This window comes from Weissella koreensis KACC 15510, from assembly GCF_000219805.1.
Lineage (GTDB): Bacteria > Bacillota > Bacilli > Lactobacillales > Lactobacillaceae > Weissella > Weissella koreensis.
This window is the reverse complement of sequence record NC_015759.1, coordinates 1,396,883-1,422,478: the sequence shown is the minus strand read 5'-3', so window position 1 is coordinate 1,422,478 and position 25,596 is coordinate 1,396,883. Positions and strand designations below refer to the sequence as shown.

At 30.3% G+C, this 25,596-nt stretch carries 22 protein-coding genes; 3 read left to right on the top strand and 19 right to left on the bottom strand.

What is annotated here, in order from left to right; all coding sequences use genetic code 11:
* Nucleotides 1-716 precede the first annotated feature (716 nt).
* From WKK_RS06875 to WKK_RS06830, 10 genes are all read right to left on the bottom strand, one after another.
* On the bottom strand, nt 717-1,124 hold the full coding sequence (locus tag WKK_RS06875; protein WP_013989045.1) for a hypothetical protein: 408 nt from the start codon (nt 1,122-1,124) through the stop codon (nt 717-719).
* Nucleotides 1,125-1,208: 84 nt separating this feature from the next.
* A complete protein-coding gene (locus WKK_RS07025; RefSeq protein WP_013989046.1) occupies nt 1,209-1,832 on the bottom strand; it encodes a hypothetical protein in 624 nt (207 codons plus the stop codon).
* A gap of 275 nt (nt 1,833-2,107) precedes the next feature.
* Nucleotides 2,108-2,980, bottom strand: a complete 873-nt coding sequence (locus WKK_RS06865; RefSeq protein ID WP_013989047.1) for a hypothetical protein — start codon at nt 2,978-2,980, stop codon at nt 2,108-2,110.
* 1 nt (nt 2,981) lies between these two features.
* On the bottom strand, nt 2,982-3,512 hold the full coding sequence (locus WKK_RS06860; protein ID WP_006844799.1) for a hypothetical protein: 531 nt from the start codon (nt 3,510-3,512) through the stop codon (nt 2,982-2,984).
* A complete protein-coding gene (locus tag WKK_RS06855; protein WP_013989048.1) occupies nt 3,512-4,057 on the bottom strand; it encodes a RusA family crossover junction endodeoxyribonuclease in 546 nt (181 codons plus the stop codon). The genes WKK_RS06860 and WKK_RS06855 overlap by 1 nt, the downstream gene beginning before the upstream one ends.
* Complete coding sequence (locus WKK_RS06850; RefSeq protein ID WP_242821440.1) at nt 4,033-4,761, bottom strand: hypothetical protein; 729 nt, start codon at nt 4,759-4,761, stop codon at nt 4,033-4,035. The genes WKK_RS06855 and WKK_RS06850 overlap by 25 nt, the downstream gene beginning before the upstream one ends.
* A 367-nt stretch (nt 4,762-5,128) precedes the next feature.
* Nucleotides 5,129-5,773, bottom strand: a complete 645-nt coding sequence (locus WKK_RS06845) for a Crp/Fnr family transcriptional regulator (RefSeq protein WP_041942379.1) — start codon at nt 5,771-5,773, stop codon at nt 5,129-5,131.
* Nucleotides 5,763-6,317 carry a hypothetical protein gene (locus WKK_RS06840; RefSeq protein ID WP_006844804.1) on the bottom strand — a complete coding sequence of 185 codons (555 nt, stop codon included), beginning with the start codon at nt 6,315-6,317 and terminating at the stop codon, nt 5,763-5,765. The genes WKK_RS06845 and WKK_RS06840 overlap by 11 nt, the downstream gene beginning before the upstream one ends.
* 3 nt (nt 6,318-6,320) lie before the next feature.
* Nucleotides 6,321-6,551 carry a heavy-metal-associated domain-containing protein gene (locus tag WKK_RS06835; protein WP_013989051.1) on the bottom strand — a complete coding sequence of 77 codons (231 nt, stop codon included), beginning with the start codon at nt 6,549-6,551 and terminating at the stop codon, nt 6,321-6,323.
* 23 nt (nt 6,552-6,574) lie between these two features.
* Complete coding sequence (locus WKK_RS06830; RefSeq protein WP_013989052.1) at nt 6,575-8,419, bottom strand: heavy metal translocating P-type ATPase; 1,845 nt, start codon at nt 8,417-8,419, stop codon at nt 6,575-6,577.
* A gap of 275 nt (nt 8,420-8,694) precedes the next feature.
* On the opposite strand from WKK_RS06830, the gene WKK_RS06825 reads away from it, so the two are divergent.
* From WKK_RS06825 to WKK_RS06815, 3 genes are all read left to right on the top strand, one after another.
* The gene (locus WKK_RS06825) at nt 8,695-9,678 is read left to right on the top strand and encodes a VOC family protein (protein ID WP_013989053.1); all 984 of its coding nucleotides are present in this window, start codon (nt 8,695-8,697) and stop codon (nt 9,676-9,678) included.
* 26 nt (nt 9,679-9,704) lie between these two features.
* Entirely contained in the window at nt 9,705-10,031 is a 327-nt protein-coding gene (locus tag WKK_RS06820) for a hypothetical protein (protein ID WP_013989870.1), read from the top strand.
* A gap of 381 nt (nt 10,032-10,412) precedes the next feature.
* Nucleotides 10,413-11,930: a helix-turn-helix domain-containing protein gene (locus WKK_RS06815; RefSeq protein ID WP_013989869.1), complete on the top strand. Its 1,518-nt coding sequence runs from the start codon at nt 10,413-10,415 to the stop codon at nt 11,928-11,930.
* A 117-nt stretch (nt 11,931-12,047) separates the two neighbouring features.
* Here the strand turns inward: WKK_RS06815 and WKK_RS06810 are convergent, their stop codons facing one another.
* The 9 genes from WKK_RS06810 to WKK_RS06770 form a co-directional block, all read right to left on the bottom strand.
* Complete coding sequence (locus WKK_RS06810) at nt 12,048-13,256, bottom strand: preprotein translocase subunit SecY (protein WP_013989868.1); 1,209 nt, start codon at nt 13,254-13,256, stop codon at nt 12,048-12,050.
* Nucleotides 13,249-13,728 carry an accessory Sec system protein Asp3 gene (locus WKK_RS06805; protein WP_013989867.1) on the bottom strand — a complete coding sequence of 160 codons (480 nt, stop codon included), beginning with the start codon at nt 13,726-13,728 and terminating at the stop codon, nt 13,249-13,251. Before WKK_RS06805 ends, WKK_RS06810 begins: the two co-directional genes overlap by 8 nt.
* A complete protein-coding gene (gene asp2, locus WKK_RS06800) occupies nt 13,721-15,232 on the bottom strand; it encodes an accessory Sec system protein Asp2 (RefSeq protein WP_013989866.1) in 1,512 nt (503 codons plus the stop codon). The genes WKK_RS06805 and asp2 overlap by 8 nt, the downstream gene beginning before the upstream one ends.
* Nucleotides 15,229-16,671, bottom strand: coding sequence for an accessory Sec system glycosyltransferase Asp1 (gene asp1, locus WKK_RS06795; protein ID WP_013989865.1), 1,443 nt, complete (start codon nt 16,669-16,671; stop codon nt 15,229-15,231). Before asp1 ends, asp2 begins: the two co-directional genes overlap by 4 nt.
* A 14-nt stretch (nt 16,672-16,685) precedes the next feature.
* Nucleotides 16,686-16,868: a hypothetical protein gene (locus WKK_RS07180; RefSeq protein ID WP_013989864.1), complete on the bottom strand. Its 183-nt coding sequence runs from the start codon at nt 16,866-16,868 to the stop codon at nt 16,686-16,688.
* A 20-nt stretch (nt 16,869-16,888) separates the two neighbouring features.
* Nucleotides 16,889-19,189, bottom strand: a complete 2,301-nt coding sequence (locus WKK_RS06785) for a preprotein translocase subunit SecA (RefSeq protein ID WP_013989863.1) — start codon at nt 19,187-19,189, stop codon at nt 16,889-16,891.
* A 331-nt stretch (nt 19,190-19,520) separates the two neighbouring features.
* On the bottom strand, nt 19,521-23,159 hold the full coding sequence (locus tag WKK_RS07020; RefSeq protein WP_013989862.1) for a hypothetical protein: 3,639 nt from the start codon (nt 23,157-23,159) through the stop codon (nt 19,521-19,523).
* 70 nt (nt 23,160-23,229) lie between these two features.
* On the bottom strand, nt 23,230-24,075 hold the full coding sequence (locus WKK_RS06775; protein ID WP_013989861.1) for a hypothetical protein: 846 nt from the start codon (nt 24,073-24,075) through the stop codon (nt 23,230-23,232).
* A complete protein-coding gene (locus WKK_RS06770; RefSeq protein ID WP_013989860.1) occupies nt 24,072-25,529 on the bottom strand; it encodes a glycosyltransferase in 1,458 nt (485 codons plus the stop codon). Before WKK_RS06770 ends, WKK_RS06775 begins: the two co-directional genes overlap by 4 nt.
* Nucleotides 25,530-25,596: the final 67 nt, after the last annotated feature.

The window sequence follows — 25,596 nt, the reverse complement described above, 5'->3', positions numbered from 1 at the left end:
TATAATGTAGCCTTATAACTAGTTCGTAAAATATGCAGATTCCTTCCTTTGAGGTTTCGTAAAAAATTACGCTTAGATTTAATAATTATTGTTATTAGTTTTAATTCGTAATTTTTTACGATTTAATTAAAAATTAAAAATATTAATTAAATGAAAACAATTTTTAAAACGCGCTGTTTTTTAACAGTTTTTGTAATATTTATTAATTCATATTTATTATTAGTTTTTAATATTCGTTATTTAAATCATCATTTTTGCTGTAAATCATTAAAATATCGTTCAATTTTAGTTTAATCAACGCCTTTTGTGTCAATAAATTGTCAAAATACAGTCAAAACAACGTGATAGGGTAGTGATAAATTGATAATCATTTTTATACTTATGTTTATTTGAAAGATCATATAAAGTTATATAATAAAATGCCGTTATCACGCTCAGAATGCTCAAGAACACACTTTTAGGTTCTAGCAGGTAAATATTCCTAATTTGCATTTTTATGATCTTAAATGAGCGTATTTTATTTTCAGATGACTTATTCATATGCACCACATTCCCAGAATCATATTGTAGCTGGACCACATATAACAATTTTTAGTAGTAATTAAATTCAACTCTCTTTTTAAGACATAATAAAAACCCCATTATTTTTCTCCAACTAACGGGGTTCAGATTAGATAACGTATTTAAATATGAATCTTTATCATATAGAGTTTAAACTATTTCATATTAGCTAAAACATTCTTTACTTCACCAACAGTGGTTGATCCATTATCGAATTTAGCATTATTAATATTAATGACCTTACCAGTTTCAAGATCATTAATTGTAGAAGATTGGTCTCCATATAAAAATCCGGAACCATCATATTCAATCGGCATATTGACAGGTAATTCTTCTCCATTAAAACCATCAACAGTAAATTTATTTATTGCGTATTCTTTACCATACTTAAGCGCTTCGTCCAAAACAGCATTAATTGTAATGTTTGACTCATTTTTTACTATTTTTTTTGATTCTGTAGAAGTTAAGCTAACAGCATTAACATTACTAAAAGTAAATACTGCAAAACTAACCGTTGAAATTAAAGCTAAATTCAAAAAAATTAATATACCTTTTAAATTCATAAAATACCTCTTTCTTATATTTATATCAATATACTAAAAAAGGGGTAAGTACACAACATACTTATCCCTTTTGAATATATATTATTATCTGTTAGCTACACCATAATATGATCCATTGGCTGGATTAAAACTGTAGTAACAAGCCTCACCATTTTTATAAATTTGTTGATTATTTCCTACAACACTACCAAATGCATGTGCTGGATCTGAATATAAATAAGTCTGTTGAGCTTCATATGGACTTGCAACCATACCACTATCACCATGAGAACCCCACAATAGATAAGTACCACCTGTCCCAGAAGCAGCTTGGAAATAATACCCACCAAATCGAAGACCAGAACCACTAAATGAATTAGACTGATAGAATGCATTAGCCCCTAATGTCTGTACTTCTGAGGGAGGTGACATACGCATAGGAACAACCTTGCTAGGCTGCTTTTTTAATTCACTAATAGTCACACTATTTGAATCAGTATGACTATTATATCGTTGCAAAACTTTTCCTGTCTTCATATCAGACGTAACCATTTCACCATAAAGTAGTCCGCCGTCAGGTAATTTCAACATTTTTTCTGAATCAGGTAATCCTCCATAAGGCTTATTCACATCAAAATCATATTTTTTAGATGCATAAGCCTTATCTATATTTGTTACTCCAACAAATATAGAAGAAATTATAAGAAATAACCAAAAAAACTTTTTCATAAAAAGACCTACCTTCTATAATTTTTACATTGTGAAAACGTTTACATGTATATATTAGCAAATTTTTATTTTTTAATCAACTTTCTAATAAAATTTTAAAAAAACTATTTAAACATGAAATAAAGATTAACTGAATAACGTCATAAAGTTAATGGATAATTTATTTTATGGACTATTTTTACATAATACCCCCTGTAGTCTACTTACTAGACTACAGGGGGTATTATTGTATTGAAATGTTAGTCTAAATTTACAAGATGGTTGTTGATAGAATTTTAAAACATAGCTGACAGCGCACTTAATTCCGCAGTCTCATGATTATATTTCATTTTAAAATTCTCAGGTTCTCCACCATATTGAGCCCAAGACGTCATTAACCAGCTTCTAAGTTGCTCAGAAGCTGTCTGTAAATTCATGAATGCTGATCTGACATTAGTTATACGTAAATCTTTAGCTTCGCCTGAAATAGTCTTTCTCGCATTCTCAGCGCTTTCTACAAATTTAGTTATCACATTAGCGCCAAGTGAAGAGTGGGAATCATTAAATTCAGCCGAGACACTCAGCAATTCATCAAGTAATTTACGTAATACTTCAATTCGCCCATCTGTCACGGTAGATATAACGAGTGGCATAGTTCCATACTGACTAGCGTAAGAATTAATCTCTTCAATGTAGCTAAGCGTTTCTTTAAAAGTTGACGCCTTGCTATAACTCAATAAGTAATCAATGACATAATCGGGGATAGTATCGTTTTCTCGTTGATTAGCCAAAGGCAAATCTGTGAACGGAATAAATGACGGCAAGCCATTAACTTCCATATCCAATTGAACTTTCGCTATTGGTGGTAAGTCTTCTAACGTTAATGGTTCAATGCTATTTTCAACATCAACTGTCATAGCATCATCGTATTTATTAGATAGAGCGTCCAAGATAAGCCCCAAATAATCAAAGCTTCTTAATGCTGTCGCATCACCATTAACATCTTTCAAATCATCAAGATATTTGTCATGCCAACCACCTAATTCAGAATTGACAGGTATACGTGATTGCGGGTTATTAATATATGATTGAAGTTCGTCCACAAGGGTATCAATATCTACATCAATAACATATTTTCCATCTTGTATATCTAGCTTAAATATTTCCATATCACATAATCTCGCTGTTCATTTTTATAACCATAGCTTTCAATTCTTCCAAATCCGCTTCAGAAGCTTTGTTTTGGTTATCTAACTGCCATGCTAATACTTTACTTTTGTTAGCTTCAACGGCTGATAAATTATCATTGATCGATTTTAAGATTTCTTGACTGTTGGCAATTTTTACTTTCCCAAGTTGATTTTTTAAAGCAGTCAGTTCTCTTTTGCGATTTTTTAACTTCTTCAAATAATCGTTCGCTTGATCGTCAGTTCTTAATATGACCGCCACATCTAAATCCTCCTTATCCATATTTATTTCATTAATCTTCGAATTGAGTTCATTCAGCTCATCTTCACTTAAATCTTTAGCCTTATCACCTGACAAACGTCCTAACGAACGTCCTATATTAAGTCGCCATGCTCTAACTGCATTTGTGGTTAATCTATGATTATCAAGTTCCGTTAAGAACTCCGTTCCTTGTGACATTACATCATTGACCAAGCCCATTTCACGCTCAATGCGATCTGTTGTTGTCCCCATTACAAATACCTCATCGTCACTTCAATATGTGGCACTTCATCTGAATCTAATATCGTATATCTTTTCATTGCTTTTGTAATTTGAATAAACGAATCATTGAGACCTGTCTGTTTAAAAGCAGGGTGCTCAAACAATGAATCGACTGCACCTTTAACCATGTTATCCAAATCGGATTTATTAGTGGGATAGCTGCGTATTTCGCCCTCTGGACGCTTTAATACAAAAGTTAAGCCCAATTCCCATCCTTGGAAATCAGAACGTAATTTACCCCTTAAACGTCCATTATCGTCACGTGGTTGACCGCTCTTAATATCTCGAACAGTCTTATATCCTTCTTGGCTTCCTGATAAGTAAAAAATCATCTCAAACTTAGTCTGGCTCAAGTATTCCGTTAACCACAACTCAATTCTTTTCCGCCATATTGAGTAATCGTCATTGAAATACCCACCATTCTTACTAGAACGCGCACGAGGTGCGGGCATAGGTTCTATGGGGATAACAAAGCTATAGCCTTTATTCACTATTTCTGATGATTTTTCGTCCATTCGTCTCGTTCCTTTACTTCTTGTTTATCTGCAATTTTCACCATGTAACTATAATGATCAGGATCAACATTTGGATCCGTGTTCGCTATACTTTCTTTTAAGCTAATCAATTTATCTGATAATTTAAACGGCTTATTAACATTTTTAGCTTGTGAAGCAGCCTCAAGTTCTCTTTCACTATTGGCTTTTTCTTGTGCAATATCTCTTGCCACTTCTGCTTCAGTCTTTCTTGCCACTTGTTCAGCACTAGGCATAGCGATTTGTGGTTGCGTTGTGACGTTAACAACACTTTTTGCAGCTAATTCTTTAGCTTCTTGTTCACTTTTAGCGCGTTTAGCCTCAAACGCCTTGCGTTGAGCCTCTATTGATTCCCTTGTACGAACAATTTTAGCTGGTGCAGGAACATGCTTCATTCCCTTTTGATCAATTAATTTCAATGCACCCATTACCGCTCCGTGCGTCATTTCATTATCAATAACTTTAACTTGTTCATCTTCAGTCTTTGCCTTGCGTAAATTAATACCAAGCCGTTCTAATTTACTACTAGAAATCCCAGCAGCTTCTAAAAGCTCTTCTTCGCTAATATCTGCCCTACGTTTTTTTACTTGTAAAACATCAATTAAATGCTTACGCTTGCGCGAGTCATCTATCTTGAAAAAATCATTAGCCATAGTAGTAACTCCTTTTTTAATTACTTTATTCATATTTTCATTGTAACACTTTATAATTGCTTTAAACACATTATTCAGCGTACATTATTTCTTTGATTTTTACGCTTTATAACAATTAAAAATAACACTTTCTAAAATTATTTCTGATAATAATTAACTACAACTTCTTAATTTTTTAATATATACTTTGCTTATTAATATTATGATTTCAATTAAAATATTTCACATACTATTACTAATCTCTTTAGTTAAACTAAGAAGCTTCAAAAAAAAATCTGACTTCACCATCAGCAATTTTTTCTTGAAGCTTAAGTCTAATATATTAATGTTAAATTCTATAATTAAATCATTCATGGTATCAATAATTAAAATTTAAAACATTCTAATTATATATTCGTTACTATTTTTCAAATAATACAAATTGATTTATTCCTATTCGATCAAATTTGTTCTGATGAGTTAGTTCTTGTATTTTTCTAGACAGCGTTTCAGGTGTTGTACCTAAATAAGAAGCTGTATCTTTTAAACTCAATGTCAATTGAATAGTATAACTTTCTTGTTCAGCACTTAAATCCATAAAATAAGCCATAATTCGATCCTTAATTTTGTAGATTGTTAGATAATAATTTTGGCGATTAACTTCATTGATCTGCCGAACCATGTGTTTAGTTAATTCATAACTCAACTGTGGCAGATCAATTAGTAAACTTCTAAATTGTTCTGCATCAATTCGGCAAACTTGAGATAATTCTTCTGCAGTTAGAAAAACATTATTATTTTCGGCACCAAATAGCCAATTTTCACCCATAAAATCACCAGACTGCATAATTTCTTGAAAGTGTGCATCCCCATTCTCCATTAAATTTTCCACTTTCAAGCGCCCAGACTCTAGTATAATCAACTGTTGACTATCATTTGGAGCATAAACTACCTCACCTTTTTGAACCACAACATGATTAATTAATTTTTCGATTTCTTTTTGATCAGCTTGCTTTAATTTTTGAAACAAAGGTACGAACTGCACACATAGATGCTCACTCATCATCCCCATCCTCGATTTCAATATAAAGTCCTTCCTTAATGTCATGGCCTAAAAACAACTGACCTTGAGCAATTTGAGCCTTTACCCAAATATAAAGCTGTTCTAATTGTTTACTTTCACCAAAATGTTGTTCTTTTTGTGCTAAGGTAATTCCCTTAGTTACATAAAGCAATTGGCTATCGAAGTCTTTAACTAGGTCGAACAATTGATCTGATCCTGACTGATATTTTATTGATGCATCTTCGACCAAACCTGTGTATTCTTGCATATCCTTCTGAGTGGTAGGAACTAGATCATTCTCATCACGCAAACTTTGACTTAATTCCCAAATGAAATTTTGTTCAGTACAATACCAATCTTTAGCAAATTGATTTAAAAACAACTGCGTATTATCAGGTGCAAATAAAGCCGTTTGTTTAATCTTTAAAGAATGAATTGTTAGATTGGCTACAATATGTCCAATCATAGCCCCTGCCGTTGGATGATGATGCTCATAGTCCGCTCTTTGTATTTCCTTTTCATACTTATTATTTACTTGATTAGTCATGAATTACTCCTTTACTGTGACCCTCTGGACAGGATAACCAAGATGATTCAAAATTATTTTAATTTGATCAACATCATTAAGCGTATCATCCAAATTTAATTTTATCTTACTGGCATTAAAAAGCACTTTTATATCTGATAAACCTGATTGTCCAGATAATGCTTTTTGAATTTTAATCATACATGATGGACAAGATAAATCATCTAATTGCATTGTCACTTTAATATTCGCCATCTTTATTACTTCCTTTTCTAATTTTAAAATAATGATTTTAAATAGTTCAAACTTAGAGCATTTATAACTACTAACAAGACACTTAATTCATGTACTAACATTCCTATAGACATATCAACATAATTGGTGAAAAGGCCTACAAATAAGATCAATACAGTAGCCAAAGCTATGAATATGTTTTGTTTCATATTACGCATTGTTGCATGTGCAATTTTAATAGCTAGAGAAATTTGGACAGGATCAGAGTTAACTAACACTAGATCAGATACATCAATTGCAATATCTGTTCCGCCTCCCATTGCAATTCCTAAATCAGCTTGACTTAAAGCTGGCCCATCATTAATACCATCCCCTACAAAGACAACTGACTCTCCTTGCACTTGTAATTTTTTGACAATGGCGAGTTTATCAGCAGGTAACAGGTTACCGATAGCTGTGTCGAAAGGTAATTTATTTGCGACAACATCCACAGCAGCTTGATTATCTCCAGATAGAAGCATTAATTTTTTAGCTCCTTGCTGTTTGATTTGATCTAAGTTTTCCTTAATCTGAGGACGAAGTTGATCATTGATCATTAATACCATATGCACTTGTCGATCAACGACTAATATTACTTGAGAATCAGACTTATTCATAACCAAAGATGGAATTGAAATATTTTCTGTTTTCATCATTTTTTGATTACCGACTAAGATAGACTTATGATTTATTTGAGCTCGCATCCCCTGACCAGCAATGCTTTTAACATCTTGAGCTAAATAAAGAGCATTGTCATCATTATGAATATTCAATATTGCACGAGCTAAAGGATGATTCGATTCATTTTCCACGCTAGCTAATAGTTTAATATTATGTTCTCGATCCCCTAATAGGTTTTTAATATTAACTACTGTTGGTTCCCCTACTGTCAAAGTACCCGTTTTATCGAAAATAAAATAATTCTTTCGACTCAAAATATTAAAATTAGCAGCTCCTTTAGTAATAATTCCATTCTTAGCCGCCATACCAATACCCATGACCGTTGAAACAGGCACTCCAATCACTAAAGCTCCGGGACATCCAAGAACTAACACTGTTATAGCAGTCTCCATATTTTTAGTCCATAGAGCAACTATAATTCCCAAAACAAGAATGACTGGCGTGTAATATCGTGCAAATTTATCGACAAATCTTTGTTCTTTAGTCTGACTATCTTGGGCATCCTCAATTAACTCGATCAATTTACCAAATACGGTCTCATCCCCAATTTTAATAACTTGAACAACGATTGTGCCATCATTAACGATAGTCCCCGCAAATACTTTTGATAGTACTTTCTTATGAGCAGGTTTTGACTCACCAGTAATGCTAGCCTCATTAACATAACTACTTCCTTGAACCACTACCCCATCAACAGGAATTGTTGATCCAGATTTTACCAAAACATATTGATCAACAACTAGTTCGTCAATATCAACTTCTTGATATTGACGGTCATCAGGTGTGGAAATTTTTAAAGCAGTTGTTGGAAATGTATCCATTAATTCACGGATCGATTGCCGTGTCTTATTCATCATTATCATTTGTAACCAATCGCCTATAGCAAAAAGCCAAACAACAATTCCGGCCTCATCATATTCATGAATTAGCAGGGCCCCGATAACTGCAATTGAAATTAATAATTCAATTGCAATACTCTTATATTTTAATGCACTAAATGCCCGTATTAAAATCGGTAACACCCCTATTAGAGCTGTCAACAACATCATTATTTGAGATAAATTAATTAAATTACCAAACTTGAATCCAAAAGCTAAAATTAGTAATAAAGTCATTCCTATTAAATTTTCTTTTTGGAATTTTTTAAATAAATTTTGAATTGCGTACATGTTCAACCTCCTTCTTTTATTTATTGATTAAACTTATTGTATGCTGCTTTATTGAAAAATAAATTGATAGGTATCAAGTTTACCTCTCCATCTAATAAAAAGAATATATCCATACTTAGAAAAGCTAGTAAAAAAGTACATTTAGTTACTTCCTTCCTACTAGCCTTATTTAATACTTAATAAAAATATTTTTCAAAATATTTAACTTACATATTGTAAGTTAAATCGAACGTATTATAATATAATTATCATATTGATATCAAAGGAGATTAACAATGAGAACACATCATATATCTCTGTTAACAGAGAATGTTGACAGAAACTTTCATTTTTATACTGAAATTTTAGGTTTAAGATTTATTAAGAACTCTGTTAATCAAGCAAAGCCTCTAAGAAGGCATATATATTATGGCGACTTTCTAGGTACTCCTGGAACGGTAGTTACTTTCTTCCCCATTGATCATTTTCATGAACGATTTGATGGTTTAAACTTCTTTAGTGGTATTCACTTTTCTGTTCCCACGGAATCAATCGATTTTTGGAAAATGCGTCTTGCTAATTTTGACATTAAATCAAATTTGGATGACAAAGGAAGATTACATTTTGTCGATTATGATAATATTCCGATAAGACTACAAGAAACCAATAAAGTGAATTTCGACTGGCATATTAATCGTATGAGCGATGTGGATGCTGATTTCCAAATAACTGGTGTTGTCGGTGCTGAAATGCACGTTCCTGATATCGATAAAACCATTAAATTCTTTGATGAATTACTTGAAATTAAGACATATGACAATATCATTAAACTTGATGATGGCGAAGCTCTTGAACTAATTCCGACTGATAAAAACACTGAAAAGTCGAAATTTGGTTGGGGTTCTACTGATCACTATGCTCTAGGCGTCGAAAGTGAATCTGATTTAAAGTATTTTTGGAATAAAGCAAAAAAGTTAGGATATACTCAAGAATTATTTGTTGACCGTGGCTACTTCAAATCAGCTTATTTTATTGAGCCCAATGGAAATCGAGTTGAACTAGCTACAAATAATCCTGGATTCACTCTTGATGAGTCAATTCTAGAACTAGGTACTACTTTTGCCCTGCCTCCAAAATTTGAAAGCCAACGAGAATTATTATTAGAACATTACGCAAAGAAAAATGTTTCTTTTAACCAAGTAAAGCCTTATATAAGTAACGAAAACATGGATGAATTTAAAACAAATTTTAGCAAAATAGATGGTAAATTTAATAGATAAGATTTTTATACAGAGGATTATAAATTATGGTAAAAGATACTTTAGTTTTAAAAGTTATGCAAGACGACAATGACTTGAGTTTGGAAGATATCCGAGGTCCTTGGAAAATTAATATTGATGATTTATTGTCTGTGAAATATATTGTGATTCTTCATAATGATAAAGTTATTAGAGAATACGATTTAGGTTCTAAATTCACTTTTGATATGATCTCTAAAGAAGTCTCAAATCTACAAATAAATGAATTTTCTGGCCAAGTATGCTTGAATTCTCATATGATTGATTATAGTCCTGAAACAATTGTGAGTTTTGAATCTCATGAATTTCTTAGAAGCTTAGTCATTAAAGAATAAATTCAAGCTTGATGAAATAAATTTAAATTAATTGGGCGAAAAGCTTTCGATAGAATACCGAAAAATTTTCGCCCAATTTTATTTTAGTAAACTTACACTCTATTAATTATAGAATAATAATGTGCCATAGTTATTTCATATTATTTGATTAGCATCTTTTATTATCAGACCATAACGCTTTAATAATTGAACCTTTTGAAATAGCTTTAAATAAAATTATTCTAGTATTTTCTCATAGCTTTTATTAAATTTATTATCCCACTTTATTTTTTATAACTATAATCAACTTTAGCACTATACTATATTCTTTTTTTGAGCCATAATGTTACTTATGTGTTAAATGATTAATTTATTTTTCAAAGAAAAGAATGGGAGTATGTAATGTTATTAGATTTTAATACAACATTTGAATCTGCAATTTACAATAAAGAAATTCAATATAAAATTAAAATACTTAAAAAAATATCAGAATGTTCAGATGGTATCGATATATATGATATTAAAGAAGCACTTCAATTAAATGAAAGAACTATTCATAAATACATAGATTCTATTAATGACATTATTGAACAAGATAAAAACTCATCTGATAAAAGCTATAATCTTTATGGACATATTGATAAGCAAAACAATAAATATATTTATACAGGAGATCATTTTCAATTTAAACAACTATATAAAAAGATAGTAGAAGGAACCGTGTCGCTTAGCTTAATCAATAAATTAGTAAATAATAATAATATAAAAATTAAAGCTTTTTTTCATGAAAATTTTATAAGTGAAACATCATTAAGAAGAAATATATCCATCTTCAATGATTATATTTCTAAATATGACGTTTCAATATCTATAAAAAAAGGTTTCATTAGATTTTATGGGAATAAACTTAACATAAGATTTTTAGTAGTTACGTTTATGTGGCGTAATTATGGTGGAACTATATGGCCTTTTGAAAATGTCTCTAAATCAAAAATAGATGCTTTAGCAAATAAAATCATCAATATATATGGTATTAACATGTCTAAAGGTAAAAAACTAGAATTCATGTACATACTAGCAACCAATTTTTCGCGAATTTATACTAATAACTTTATAAAGGATAATGAAATATCTCCAAATATTAAAGACGTCGCAATTTTAAATGTAGCTGATAAGCAAGTTTATGATTATTTAAATAATAATTTAAATATATACGATTCTGACATCTTGTTCATATTATTATGGATTAAAAGTATTAGTGACTTTTATTTTATAGATGATAAGCCCCTTAATATACTTAATATTCTTGCAAGTAAACATCATATTATTTATAGTAAAATAAATAAATATATTATATCTATCGAAGATATAACAAACACTAAAATTGATTTTAATACATTAGACGGTGAAACATTTATCGCTACATTACTTGCTGGAAAATATCATTCATCTTTATTCAAAAAGCTAAATTTTACCATAGCCAATATAGACTCAAGTAAGTTTAATATTGAAAAAGTACCTAACTTGGTTAAAAATATTACAAATATAACTCAGAACATAAACGAAGAACTGCCTAAAGATGAATTAGGTACCTTAATTTATTTTAATGTATCTGCATTTTTAATATTATTCCCTGAATATTACTTTGAACCTAAAATAAACATTCTAGTTCAGATGGATGCTCCTATTTTTGAAGAAGCAGCGTTTGCCAAAAAAATAAGAGATAAATTAATTCCATATTTTAATGTATCTATTTCATATAATGATGATAATAATGATAAATATGATTTAATAATAAGTACCTTTATTGATGAAAAAGAAGAAAAAAATCTAGACCACTATGTAATGGTAAGTAATAATATGACTAATAAAGATTTAAATAGCGTAATATCAGCTTTAAATAAGCTAATTAATACTTAAAAGAAATACAATCATATCTTATTCATTTTCATTAAATTTTTAACAAAAATAACTCTATACTAAAAAAGCCCACAAGTTTGAACAATTACAACTTGTGAGCTTTTTTAATATCATGTTTTAATCATTATATTTATATTTATTTCTTATTGTTAACACTTGTTCGTATGATTGTATTAAAACTGTTAACAATATTAAGTATGTTCCTCCAACTATTCCAAAAATATTTATATTTGTGATTGGAAAATATTGGCTAATCATAAAAGGTATAACCGTAATCAATACATTAAATAAAGCACCTATAAATCCCAAAATTAAAATTCTTTTACTTAAATATTTTTGCGTATTATTTCCTGGTATGACATTTTCAATGAAATCACCACTTTTTTTCATTTTATCAGTAGTTTGAACTACATCTATATTAAAAAACGAGAATGCGATTGAAATAATAAAGATAATTACTAATAGGATCATCAACCCTTGAGTAGTATTAATATTTGTTTTTTCAGCTACATTCAATATTTTTAAATTATGATTATATCTTCCACCAAAAAATAAAGCATACTGTAAAAACGTCAATAAAGATATAGAATACATAAATGGCATTCCTAATGCAGGAATAATCTTTAAAGGAATATATGAATATTTTTTAAGCTCTTTAGAGGCTAAAATTTGTATAAAATAGATCTTATATTCAGCAAAATAAACTAGTGTAATTATCGAAAACATAATCATCAATATTATTAAGAATAATACTAGCATAGGCTTTGAATGGTTATAAACCATGTGAATATCCAAATTGATCTCTTGAACATAATTGCCCAAAATCGTAATTACTATCAAAAGACTATTACCACCTAATCCATATCTTGCAATTAAATTTGAAAGCCATTCTGAAAAGAAGGCTCCTACAATCAAAAACATAACATTAATTTCAAAAAAGAACATTGTTTCATGACCAACATATTTAGTTGTACCTAATTGTGTTAATGTTCCAATTGCCTGTATTATTGATAGAAAGAGCATAAGCATGTTTTGCCTGAAATATTGTGATGCGTCAGAAGATATTATATCATCAGGGTTTTTACCCAATGAAAAAACTTTCCAAATAATCATTGTTGTCATCCATGGTGTCATACCTAATGCTAATAACGTAGGCTTAACACCCATTTCAATAGTACTTAACTGATTATAATTAACCCCATATAATGGAATACGTCTTCCTAGTAAAAAAACAGCAAATATAATCAATGTAAAAGTAATTTTTTTAATGATTGTTTTTCTAGTAATGGTCTTATTCTTGCTTTCAAACACATTATCATCATTCATTATTTTTTTCCACCTTCACCATACTCATCTTCCTAAACGTTAATTCATTATTACTAATATTGACTAATTCAATAAGAACAGAATCAAATTTAAAATCTAAAGGAAATTCTAAAAAATGTTCGTATAAATTCATTATGATTATTTCTTCTTCTGTATCACGATACATTTTAATTTTTAATATTAATGAGTCACTTGGAACCATATCAATATCACATGTTAATTTATAAATATCGCCTGGAAAAATAAGCGGTATATTAGAATTAATTCCTTGACTTTTATGATTATTACCCCAGGAAGCAATCACTTTTCCCGATGGAAAACGAGGATTAATTAACGTAATACTACCATCTTTATTTTTCAATAAATCTCCACCATACAACGGGGTATTATTAAACTCTACGTTGAAAGCGGAATTATCAAATCCATTGTTATGAATACCATTACTTATATTAAATTTGTATTCTCTATTCATTATTATCTTCCCACTTTTTAATCGCATCTTTCGTATATATTAAAAACCATTCAACAACATTATCGCTCTCATCGTTATGTCGACCTTCAAAACCTTTCCCAATTAAATTGACATTACCATCAAAAAGCTCTTTTAATTTATAAAAGCCCGTATTATCATAATCATCTTGTTCCATATATATTACGTAGAAGGTAGTGTCCTTAATATTTTCTAGTTTAATATTTTTAGTTATAAATTCTCCATCGCTTATATTCATATCTTTTTGAATATCTAATGCCGTCAAAAAGTCTTCCGACCTATTAACAGTTGAATTTTCCGCTATACGTTTTAAATTAATTAATGGTTTACCTACGATTACATTTCCTGGCTTTAGAATATTAGAATAGTAAATCGCACCGGTTGTCCCCATAGATAATCCCATCAGGTTAAGATCATGCCGGCTTAAATTTAGCTCTTCAAGTTTATTATCTATGAAAGTAACAAGTTGTTCCTCTAAGTCGCCCCGAATATCCCTATAAAATTCTCCACCTTCTAAACGAGGATCTCCAATTAATATAAAAGGATGGTCCAGGGACCTCATCATCGGATATCCTTCAAATCCTTCAGCTGTTCTATAACCTGAAAAATAAACATTCAAAGGTGGTTTTAAATTACCTTGATTAAAGTAGACGAATAGCTCCTCTCGACTAGAGTTCACTAGTCTTTCTCCACCCGGTAGCATTTGACCATACTTGCCTCTACTTTGCCTAAAGTGTAAATTACCAATTACAGCAGAACCATTTCCTTCCAAAACAACTCTAAACGATACTGTTTTACCTTGATTGTAAGGCCCAATCAAAATTGGGCCTTTCATCTGCTCATCAGATAGTAAAATTGTTTCTACATTTCCATCATCACTTGAAGTCGTTAAGGATATTTCTAATTGTATTTTTATATTTCCGTATAATTCATATTCAAGCCATAACTCCATGATATTTTCTCTGACATAAAGATAATGTGATCCCCATGCTATATATGTTTTATCATAATTATTTTGTGTATCGATCTGAATTTTATGGTGTCCAAAATGCTGTACTTTTGTATTTGGAGAAGATGAAATGTTTAATATATCTCTTTTCATTCTATCGCCGTATTGCTGATTAAAGAAATTATTAAATATAATATTTATAACTCCTGACATATCATTATCGGACATATCATAATACTGATATTTTTCTTTCAAATAATTCAGAGTTTCTTCTGATTGGTTAGAGTTTAAATTAAAAACTTTATATTCTTCTATTTTTATCTCACTATCAATCAATTTAAGTTGATTAAGGTTAATTTTAGATGTTATTAAATATCCACTAAAACCAAAATAATTTATTTTTTTAATTTCCTCTAACTCATCATCTATGTTTTCATTGGATATATCCAGATATTCCCATTTAATATTTTCATTTAATACTTCTGGTTTTAAATTTTCATCACCTATTTGTAAGATGTTGGCTATATATCTTTTCATTTTATATTCTCCAAAGGATAATTTTTATCTATTAATTTATACAGAGGATCAAATATTTTTTTAATTTCATTATTAGAAAAATATATACTTTTATTTAAATTAGCTAAATTGCCTAAGAAGTAATTAACGGCCTCACATAGATGAGATTCGTTCTCTATTTTATAGCCATTTCCACGATCCGTTACATACTTTCTTTTAACAGCGGTAATCTGTGGAGTCCCATTGTGCAAAGCCAGCAATCTAGCTATATTTGCATCTTTTTTCCCTAAATCAATATATATTTTATACTTATTAAAAGACTTTTCCATTGCCGAATAATTTGCGAAAAATTTAAATGTAATTTTTTTTCGTATATTTTCTAATTCTTCTTTTGAATAACCTTCCTCTTCTACTCTTGATATCAGACCTTTAAACTCATTTTCAGCTGCATTTTTCAAACTAAAGAATTCAATCTTTAATTTTTCGTTTTTAAAAATATTATCTTTCATAACATTTACAATATTCATTCTTGTTTGATTACTTATATCATCAAAATTGATACCAATATAGTCATCTGAATATTTCATGAAGGTTCCTGAAATTATATTAGGTTCTTTTTCAGGAAGAAAAATAACATCAATACCATCATTTAATTTTTGCTTAATTTGATATAATGTATCTTCATCATTAACAATAATTCCATTAGATCTATTTAATCCTTCAATAGCAATTTCATCCAAATTATTCAAAACATTTTTTTGAACTATATATATCACTTTATTAGACAAATCATGTAATACAGGAGAAGTATGATTGCTGATTTCAGCAATTATTAGGTTATCATCAAATTCAGATACCTTATCTAAAATCCATTGATTTTTAAGATTCAATAAATGATTTCCCTCAAAAATTTCCTTTTCCCAATCCAAAGCATTATTTTTTGTAAATAATACCTTTCCATCATAATTTATATAATTAATATCAAATAGTCCTTCTGAATTAACTAATATTTCTGCTACCTTAATGCCCCTATCACTAAATAAAGAAGTTTTAGTTAATTTTGTACCTGAACTATCAAATTCATCAATTCGATAATTCACCCCATGATTATCATCATAATAGCCACGATAAATCATCGTTCCGTCATCTCGTAATACATTCCAATGCTCATTAATTTCAATGATCCTATATTCCGCTGGTAATTCTAAGTCAACTTGGTTTAGCACATGATATGTATTAGGATCTATATCATATGTATCTTCAAAAAAGTTTTCTACATGATCTTTATCGATATTATTCTCTAACATTCTTGCTTGAGAAAATAGGTCAAAGTCAATATTAAGTAATATCAGATTATATTTATCTTCTAATTCATGAAATAGTGTGACAATACTATTATTTGACTTATCTTTCATTTCATTACTATAGTCTGGAACAAACAATAGATTTCTTCTATGCATTTAAAAATCCCTCTTTAACTGTTCATTATTAATAATATTGTTCTAATTAGTCCAATAATAACTATAAGGACCATAGCATAGGCCATAACTATAGATAGTATACTTTTTTGCCGTTTATTATTTCCCCTACTTCTTCGATCTTCTCCTAATTTATTAAGTTCAATAGTAGATTTATTCTCTAATTTATCCATCTTCATAATGTTTATAGCTCCTTATTTTAAGGGAAAGTAACCTTTAGATTATTTTTTACTTCTAACCTACTTAACATGAAATTTTTCAAGATAGCTTTATTGACCGATTTTCTAAAAAATTTATATAATCTTTGACTGTCTTCTTGATATTCTTGCAATGGATTCTTTTGACCCGTTACACGCTTATCAATTAATAATCGTAATTGTTGCATTCTGTCTACATGTAATACCCATTCAGTATCTATGGACTTCAATAATATTTGATTTATAAATTCTTCAAAAGCATCCGGGTATTGATCTAGAAGATTTTGAACGTAATTAAATCGATCATTAATCTCTTCTTCTATATTTATTTGATCATCAATACTATATGATTCATCAATGAAATCAAATATAAATCTTGTTTTATCATAGTTTTCGTTATCAACGATATCTTTGGCATATCCTTTTAATAATTCTACAAAATGTCTATGACTAAATTGATTTTGATTTATAATACTATCTCTTTCATGATAAATAATTTCTCTTTGAACACGTAATGTCTCATCCATTTCCATTGAATTAAATCTGTTTTTATAATCTTCTTCTTCAAATTTAGTTTGAATCTGCTTAATTTTATGCTTGATATATTCTTTTTGGAAAAAATTTAATTTTACTGTTTTTTTATTAGAAATTCGGTCAATCCCTTTGACGTAAAAGTCTTCAAAGATCTTGTCTTCCAATGAAACAAAAAATTCAGTAGTCCCACTTTCACCTTGCCGTCCTGACCTTCCTCTTACTTGATTATCTATTCGCTTACTAGAGAAATGTTCCGTAGCTATAACAGCTAACCCACCAATTTCTTGAACCTCTTTGTCAATTTTAATATCAGTACCACGCCCAGCAATAATAGTAGCAATTGTTAACGTCGACTTTTTACCTGCCATTTTAATGATTTCTGCTTCATTTGCAATTTGTGATCCTGTCAAAACATTATGAGATATATTTCTAGACCAGAAAAAATTAGAATATATGTTAGCCGTAAAAATAGATTCTGTTACCAATAAAACTGGTCTCCCAGCTTCAATTAGCTCCATCGTCCTTTTCATAATTTGTTCTAATTTATTACTCAAAGATACTGTATAGTGATCTTTAAGATCTTTACGTACAGATTTTATGTTTTCTGGAATCCTATCCACACGTAGATTATATATTTCTAAGAACTCTTTTCTATTTGTATAAGCTGTTCCCGTCAAACCTGATAGTTGATTAAACATTCTAAATAAATTTTGATAGGTAACAGAAGCCATAGATCTATTTTCTTTAGACAACGAAACAAATTCCTTAGCCTCTATTGCTTGGTGTAATCCTGATTCAAATAATGATCCCTCCATAATACGTCCAGTTGTTGAATCTAATAATTTTATTTCTCCATCTGTAACAATATAATCATCACCTAACTTCATAATAGTATTCGCCTGCAGTGCCAACATTACATGCTTTACTAATTCAAAATTATTTTCACTAAATAAATTTTCAACTCTGAAAAATTTATTTGCTTTTTGAACACCACGTTCTGTTAACCAAACTGTTTTTTTCCGATTATCCATTTGATAGTCTCTAAGAGGATCTAACAGACTAACAAAATTATTAGTGATTTTAAATAAATTTGATTGTGCTTTAGGATTACCTGAAATAATCAGTGGCATTTGCGCATCATCCAATAATATAGAATCTATTTCATCGATGATAGCCCAATCAAAATGTAAGTTTAATTTTTCTTCTGATTGTGATACTAAATTAGATTGTAGATAATCAAATCCGAATACATCATTGGTTGTATAAACAATAGGGTTATCATATAACGCCTGTCGTTCTTTCATTTTAAAACTAAATTTCTGATCACTATTTTTATCCAACTCTTCAACCAAACCAGAGGGGATATTTAATCTCTTAAAGATAGGACGAGAAAACTCATAGTCACGTTTAGCTAAATATTGATTCTGAGTAAATAAAATTTGATGATGATTTTTTAGATACCCCAAATATAATGCTATTATAGCGGTAATAGTTTTGCCCTCACCTGTCTTCATTTCTGCTATGTTCCCATTTAATAATGTTAATGCACCAATGATTTGAACAGGGAAAGCAATATATCCTTCTTCTCTCCTGATGGCCTCCACAATTATACTTAAGGCTGAAATTTCCATTTCATTATCCAATTTATTAAGTTTATAAAATTTAAGAGTCATCTTTTGCGCATATTCATTAAATTCAATATTGCTTTTTACTTCGAGATCTTTTTGTAAAATAAGAACTTTTTTTGATATTCTTAAAAAATTATTCATGTTATTTCATATCCTACTTAATTTTATATAGTTAGTATTTATATATTAATTGTAATACTTTTTTGCTCATATTTATTGGTTTTATGCATAACAAAATAAACAAAAAGAAAGGTTCTAGACTCAAAAATGATTTGATACTAGAACCTTTCTTTTACATTATAAGTACAGTCTATAGTACCTATTTATCTCTCTTTTTATTCTTTTTAAGAAGCATACCTGCTCCTAATAACTCCATTATATTAGGGATAATGTTACTTAATTTAGATGGTGCTGCAAAAGTTTCTGGCAATTCGTTTTCTGATGTTGTATCTGAATCATTATAATCAATATTTTATTTTGGAGTAGATTCTGAATACGAAGTAATATTTGAAGTATCATTGTTACTTATTGATTCTGAGATATTATTTGACTCTGAAATTGAATTACTATCAGATGCATTTGAATCGCTTAACGATGACGACATAGAATCTGAAATACTGTTGGAATCTGATGCACTCTTTGAAGCTTCACTATCACTAGTTGACTTTGAGCTAGAGTTTAGATCAGAGGTTGACTCTGATTCACTCTTTGAACTTGAAGCAGAATTACTATCAGATGCATTTGAATCACTTTGTGATTCTGATGTTGATCCAGAAGTACTCTTTGACTTACTACTTGAATCTGAGTCTGACCCTGAATTTGATGCTGAATCTGATGCATTTGAATCGCTCAATGAATTTGAGTTTGATCCATCTGCTGAAGTTGACTTTGAATCAGAAGCCGAATTTGAAGCATCTGAATCACTCTTTGAATCTGATTCACTGTTTGAAACTGAATCATTATTAGATTCTGAACTTGATTTTGAATCATCGTTCTTTGAATCTGAAGTTGATTTAGAAGTTGATTCACTATCATTGGTACTATTTGAAGCACTCTCTGATAGCTCTGGATCATCTGGCTTATTCAAAGAATTTGATGTGCTATCTGAAGTTGAGGCCGATGCACTCTTTGATTCATCATTGTCACCCTTTGAATTTGAGATCGATGATGATTCACTATCAGAACGACTAGCTGAACTACTATCAGACGCATTTGAATCTGACTCACTCTTTGAAACTGAGCTTGATTCTGACTTTGAAGTTGACACCGAATTACTATCTGAATGATCTGATTCACTCTTCGACTTTGACGTTGAAGTTGACTTTGAATCACTCGTTGAATCCGACGCTGAATCTGAGTCATTTGAGTTAGGATTTGATGTCGAATTAGACTTTGAAGTTGAGGCAGAGATTGATTCTGAATCACTCTTTGAATTATTCGAATCTGAGATTTCCTTACTTGTTGATTCTGAATCTGATGCACTCTTTGAAGCTTCACTATCACTAGTTGACTTTGAGCTAGAGTTTAGATCAGAGGTTGACTCTGAGTCGTCCTTTGAGTTAGAAATTGAGCTACTATCTGAAGCATTTGAGTCACTTATTACTCCTGAATTTGATGCTGAAGTACTCTTTGACTTACTACTTGAATCTGAATCCGCACTTGAATTTGATGCTGAATCTGATGCATTTGAATCGCTTAATGAATTTGAGTTTGATCCATCTGCTGAAGTTGACTTTGAATCAGAAGCCGAATTTGAAGCATCTGAATCACTCTTTGAATCTGATTTACTATTTGAAGCTGAATCATTCTTAGAATTTGAGCTTGAGTTTGAATCATCATTGTTTGAATCTGAAATTGATTTAGAGATTGATTCACTATCATTGGTACTATCTGAAGCACTCTCTGATTGTTCTGGATCATCAGGCTTAATCAACGAAGTTGATGTACTATCTGATGTTGAAGCCGATGCACTCACTGACCCTTCAGAATTACTCTTTGAGTTTGAGCTAGAAGTACTATCTGATTCACTAATTGATGCACTTCTAGAAAGATCTGAATTTGAATCATCTGATGAATTTGAAACAGATGCCGACTTTGAATCTGACACTGAAGTACTATCTGAATGATCTGATTCACTCTTCGACTTTGACGTTGAAGTTGATGCAGAATCACTCGTCGAGTCTGATGCTGATTCTGATTCATTTGGATTTGGCACCGAATTTGACTTAGATGTTGAAGCAGAGATCGATTCTGAATCACTCTTTGAATTATTTGAATCTGAGGTTTCATCACTTGTTGATTCTGATTCAGAAATACTCTTTGAAACTTCTCCATCACTAACTGACTTTGAACTAGAGTTTAGCTTAGAGGTTGATTCTGAGTCATTCTTCGAATCAGAAATTGCGTTACTATCAGAAGCATTTGAGTCACTTATCACTCCTGAATTTGATGCAGAAGTGCTCTTAGAAGTAGAGGCAGATTTAGAAAAATAATCAGAGTATGAGTCCGAAAAACTCTTAGAAATTGAACCCTCTTTGGAAACACTGTTTGAACTAGAAGCACTATCATACAATGAAGACGACTTACTTATTGATTCACTTCTGGACTTAGAGGTACTATCGTATAATGAAGTTGAATCACTTGTCGAATTACTATCATGAATTGATTCTGAACGGCTATTTGATTCAGAGATACTATCATCTTTTGACGTTGAATTACTTTCCGATTTAGAGATACTATCATCTTTTGATGTTGAATTACTTTCTGATTTAGAGATACTATCATCTTTTGATGTTGAATTACTTTCTGATTTAGAGATACTATCATCTTTTGATGTTGAATTACTTTCTGATTCAGAATTTGAATTTGAGTTAGATTCATAAGTCTTAACAATAGTTATAGTAGCTGTAGTAGTGTGTTCGACACCTTGATCATCAGTATAAGAAATAGTGACCTGATACTCACCCTCTTTACTGTAATCGACTTTACTATCATCCAATTTTAACTTACTTTTATCGTATGGTTTATCGTCGGGTTCCTTGATGCTACTTACATCAATGTAATCCTCAACTGTGGGCTTCGTTGCCTTAGGATCTGATGAATCATAAGTTTGATCTTTTGGTTTATCCCATGAAAATTCTCCTGCTGTAACTGTTAAGTGAGCCGTTTGATGGTGGTCAGTCAACTGTCGGTCAATATATTGAACATCAACATCATATGTACCAGGATTTTTATAATTAACTTTAGAATCATCAATTGTTAAATTATCTGTAATAGTCGGTTCATCATCAGGTTCTTTAATACTATTTACATCAATATAATCTTCAGCTTTTGGCTTAACGGCATTAGGATCTGTAGAATTATAAGTTAGATCCTTTACTTTATCCCAAGTGAATTCTCCTTTAGAATATACTATATTAATAGATAAAACATTATCTTCTGAGCTAGCACCAAATAAACCTTTAATAGATCCTGAATTTACAGAACTTACAAATTCACTCCAATTAGATACTTCACTACCATCTTCATTCTTTATTTCAAAATCACTGATGAATTCATGCAATCCAATATCTAAACCATAAGTAGGAATTTTAAATCTAGAAAGCTTAACATTGGGATAGTATCCTTTTACTTCTGGAGGAGCTATTAGATTTGCTTCACCACTATCTGAGTCAACATAAAAATTATGATCAGAAATATCAGTTCCATCTTCGTATTCAAAAATTTCCTCATTATAAATCTTTTTTGCAGGTGTTACATCAATCCCTTTATTTTCTTTACCTTCCGTATTAGTTAAAGCGATAATGGAATGATCTTTATTAGCTAACGTTGAGGCATCTTTGTCTGAACTCTTAACTTTATTTTTAACATCATTATCAGCTCGTGCAGAATTGGTGACTGCAACTGTTGACGAAACAGCACCTAAGGACAATAAAGCCCCTAATACTACTTTAGAGCCCGTATGATCAGATGCAGCGATTTGATCTATATCTTTAGTACCAATCGTCTTATTAGAGCCGTTAACTAGATCTTTTCCAAATTTGTACAATCGATATTTAATGGTACTGGTTTTTAATATTTTTAATTTATCTTTATTATTACGACTATTCATATCATATAATCCCTTTTTAATGTTTTTTTGAATAATTACATGTACATATATAAATTAATTAGAGACAAGGCTATTTTAGTTTAGTGACTTTATCACTGATTAAATCTCTGGTTTGAAGTTCGCGATAATTTGGAGTAGATAAATTAATTTGCTTGATTTTATGATTTTCATTGTTTAATAAATCGTAGATATTACCCTTTATTGAATTATCTTCATCAACTATTGTGTCAATAAAAGTTAAATTGCTCTCATTAGGTATAAAGCTAAGTTCTCTTCCTAATTGAGTTACGTTATATTCATACCCTTTTTTATTATTCAACAGTGTCTTAATAAAATCATTTGGGTTCACATACTTTTCATCGTTATTTAAAACCATATTAACTTCATTTTCAAAATAAAAATCACTTGTTGAAACATCTAACCCATCTTGATCATAGAAATCAGATTGTAAAATATGCCCTTCACTATAATATTGTTTAGCGAATAAAGATCCATCTCTTCGATAAATATCTTTATAGTCAATATCGCCATTTTCATTAAGCCAAATTACTGCTTGAACAATTCGACTACCATCATTAAACCATCGGATTTCAGCTAACTTTTCACCATGACTTGTTATTGATTTAGTCCATTTATCACTAACAACTAATTGAGCTTGATTTGGTACCTTTAAATCAGTCCACCAGATTCCATCTTTTTTAGAAATCGGTTTTAAATATTGATTAGTATAGATATCGAAAACTTTCTTATCTTTAATGTCTAGCCCATATGTCGATAAAATATTTGCTGCATTTTCATGTGGCGTTGCAATCCATAGCTCGTCGCTTTTACCACTAATAACATTTTCAATTTGCCATTTAATTCCTTCATAATTTAAATAATCTAAGGAATTAATTACTTCTACTTTTTTTATCATTTCAATTCACCCATTAAAACGTCCCATTTAATTGCAATGATTTTTGCTTGATACTTCTCCGCAACTTCACGCGCGCCAATAGAAAGTTTATTGTAATTTTTAAACACTTTTTCGATTGACTCAGTTAGATTATCAATATTCTTTTGGACTTCATCTTCAGTTCTAGCACTTCGATCAAATGAAGCCAGATATCCATTTTTACCTTCTGTAACTAATTCTTGAGCGCCATAGAGATTAGCATACGATGCAATTGGTAAAGAATCGCTGATTGCTTCAATATATGTTAATCCAAAGCCTTCTGAGTAAGAAGCACCAACAAACGCATCATAAGGAGCAATATCTTTCACAACATCTTGGCTTAAGCCTTTTAACGTTACAATATCGCTTAATTTTAGCTCTTTGATTAAAGCAGCTAATTCATCATGCTCTGCCCCTGCACCAAAGATATCTAAAGTTATATCATAAGCGTTTTCTTTTAACTTTTTAATTGCCCGAATAATATGTGAAATATGTTTTTCTTCATGTAGCCTCGAAGCTGTGACAAGCTTCATGGTATGTTTCTTATTCCATTTTTTAGCCGGTGAAATATGTTTTACACCACCAACCGGAATATTAATGATCTTATTACCGTATGGTAAATTAGCCATCTTTAAATGTTTTTGCATGTCTTTCTTCTGTAGTTCAGTAGCTACAACAATATAATCAATCCACTTTAAATGATCAAACATATATTGATAATATTGATTCCACACTGGATGACCATCTATAAAATCAGATAAATGTGCAGCATGCATAATCTCTACTAAATGAAATTTATGCCCTTTGATACGTAGATCAACTAGAGCCTCTTCGTTTTCTGAACCTCGGTCCAAAATGTAGGTATTATTCTCAAATATTTTCTCTAATTCTGTATAAAAAAATGAAAGCATTTCTTCAAAAGTGTTAAAGAAATAGTTAGCTCCATTAAATTCATCTAAGTGGATAGACTCCATAACGTTTCCTAAATCTTTATCATCACGAACCTTCCAGTTTAATTTATGTTTCCCATTCTCTAAGAAAATTCGATCATCACTTACTAAATAAATTTCTTTTTCTGTTGAATAGATTTTATTTCGAAGCGTTGTCATTTTATACCCAGAACTCGTCCTTGTTTTAATAATCCGTTGAGTGTTAGTTAAATCCCAAAGAACATCACTGTCTGAATCATATGTTTCTTTTAACCCATTTATAGCATATTCATTTGGATTATCACTCATTAAAAAATCAAATACATTAATTACTTCTGACTCTTTTAAGTTCCATTCTTTCATGTGTTGGTGGAGGTTTGGCAGCAATTCATTAAAAATTAATTTAAATGGAATTTGACGTTCTCTAAACCTATCGGCTCTATAAAATTGAGCATGTTCTACTCCACTATTACCATGGCCCATCGCTTTATTAATAAAAAAGTTCATAACGAAACTCCTAATTTCTTTATTTCTTATTATTAATTAGTATAACGCCTAATTTTATATATATTTT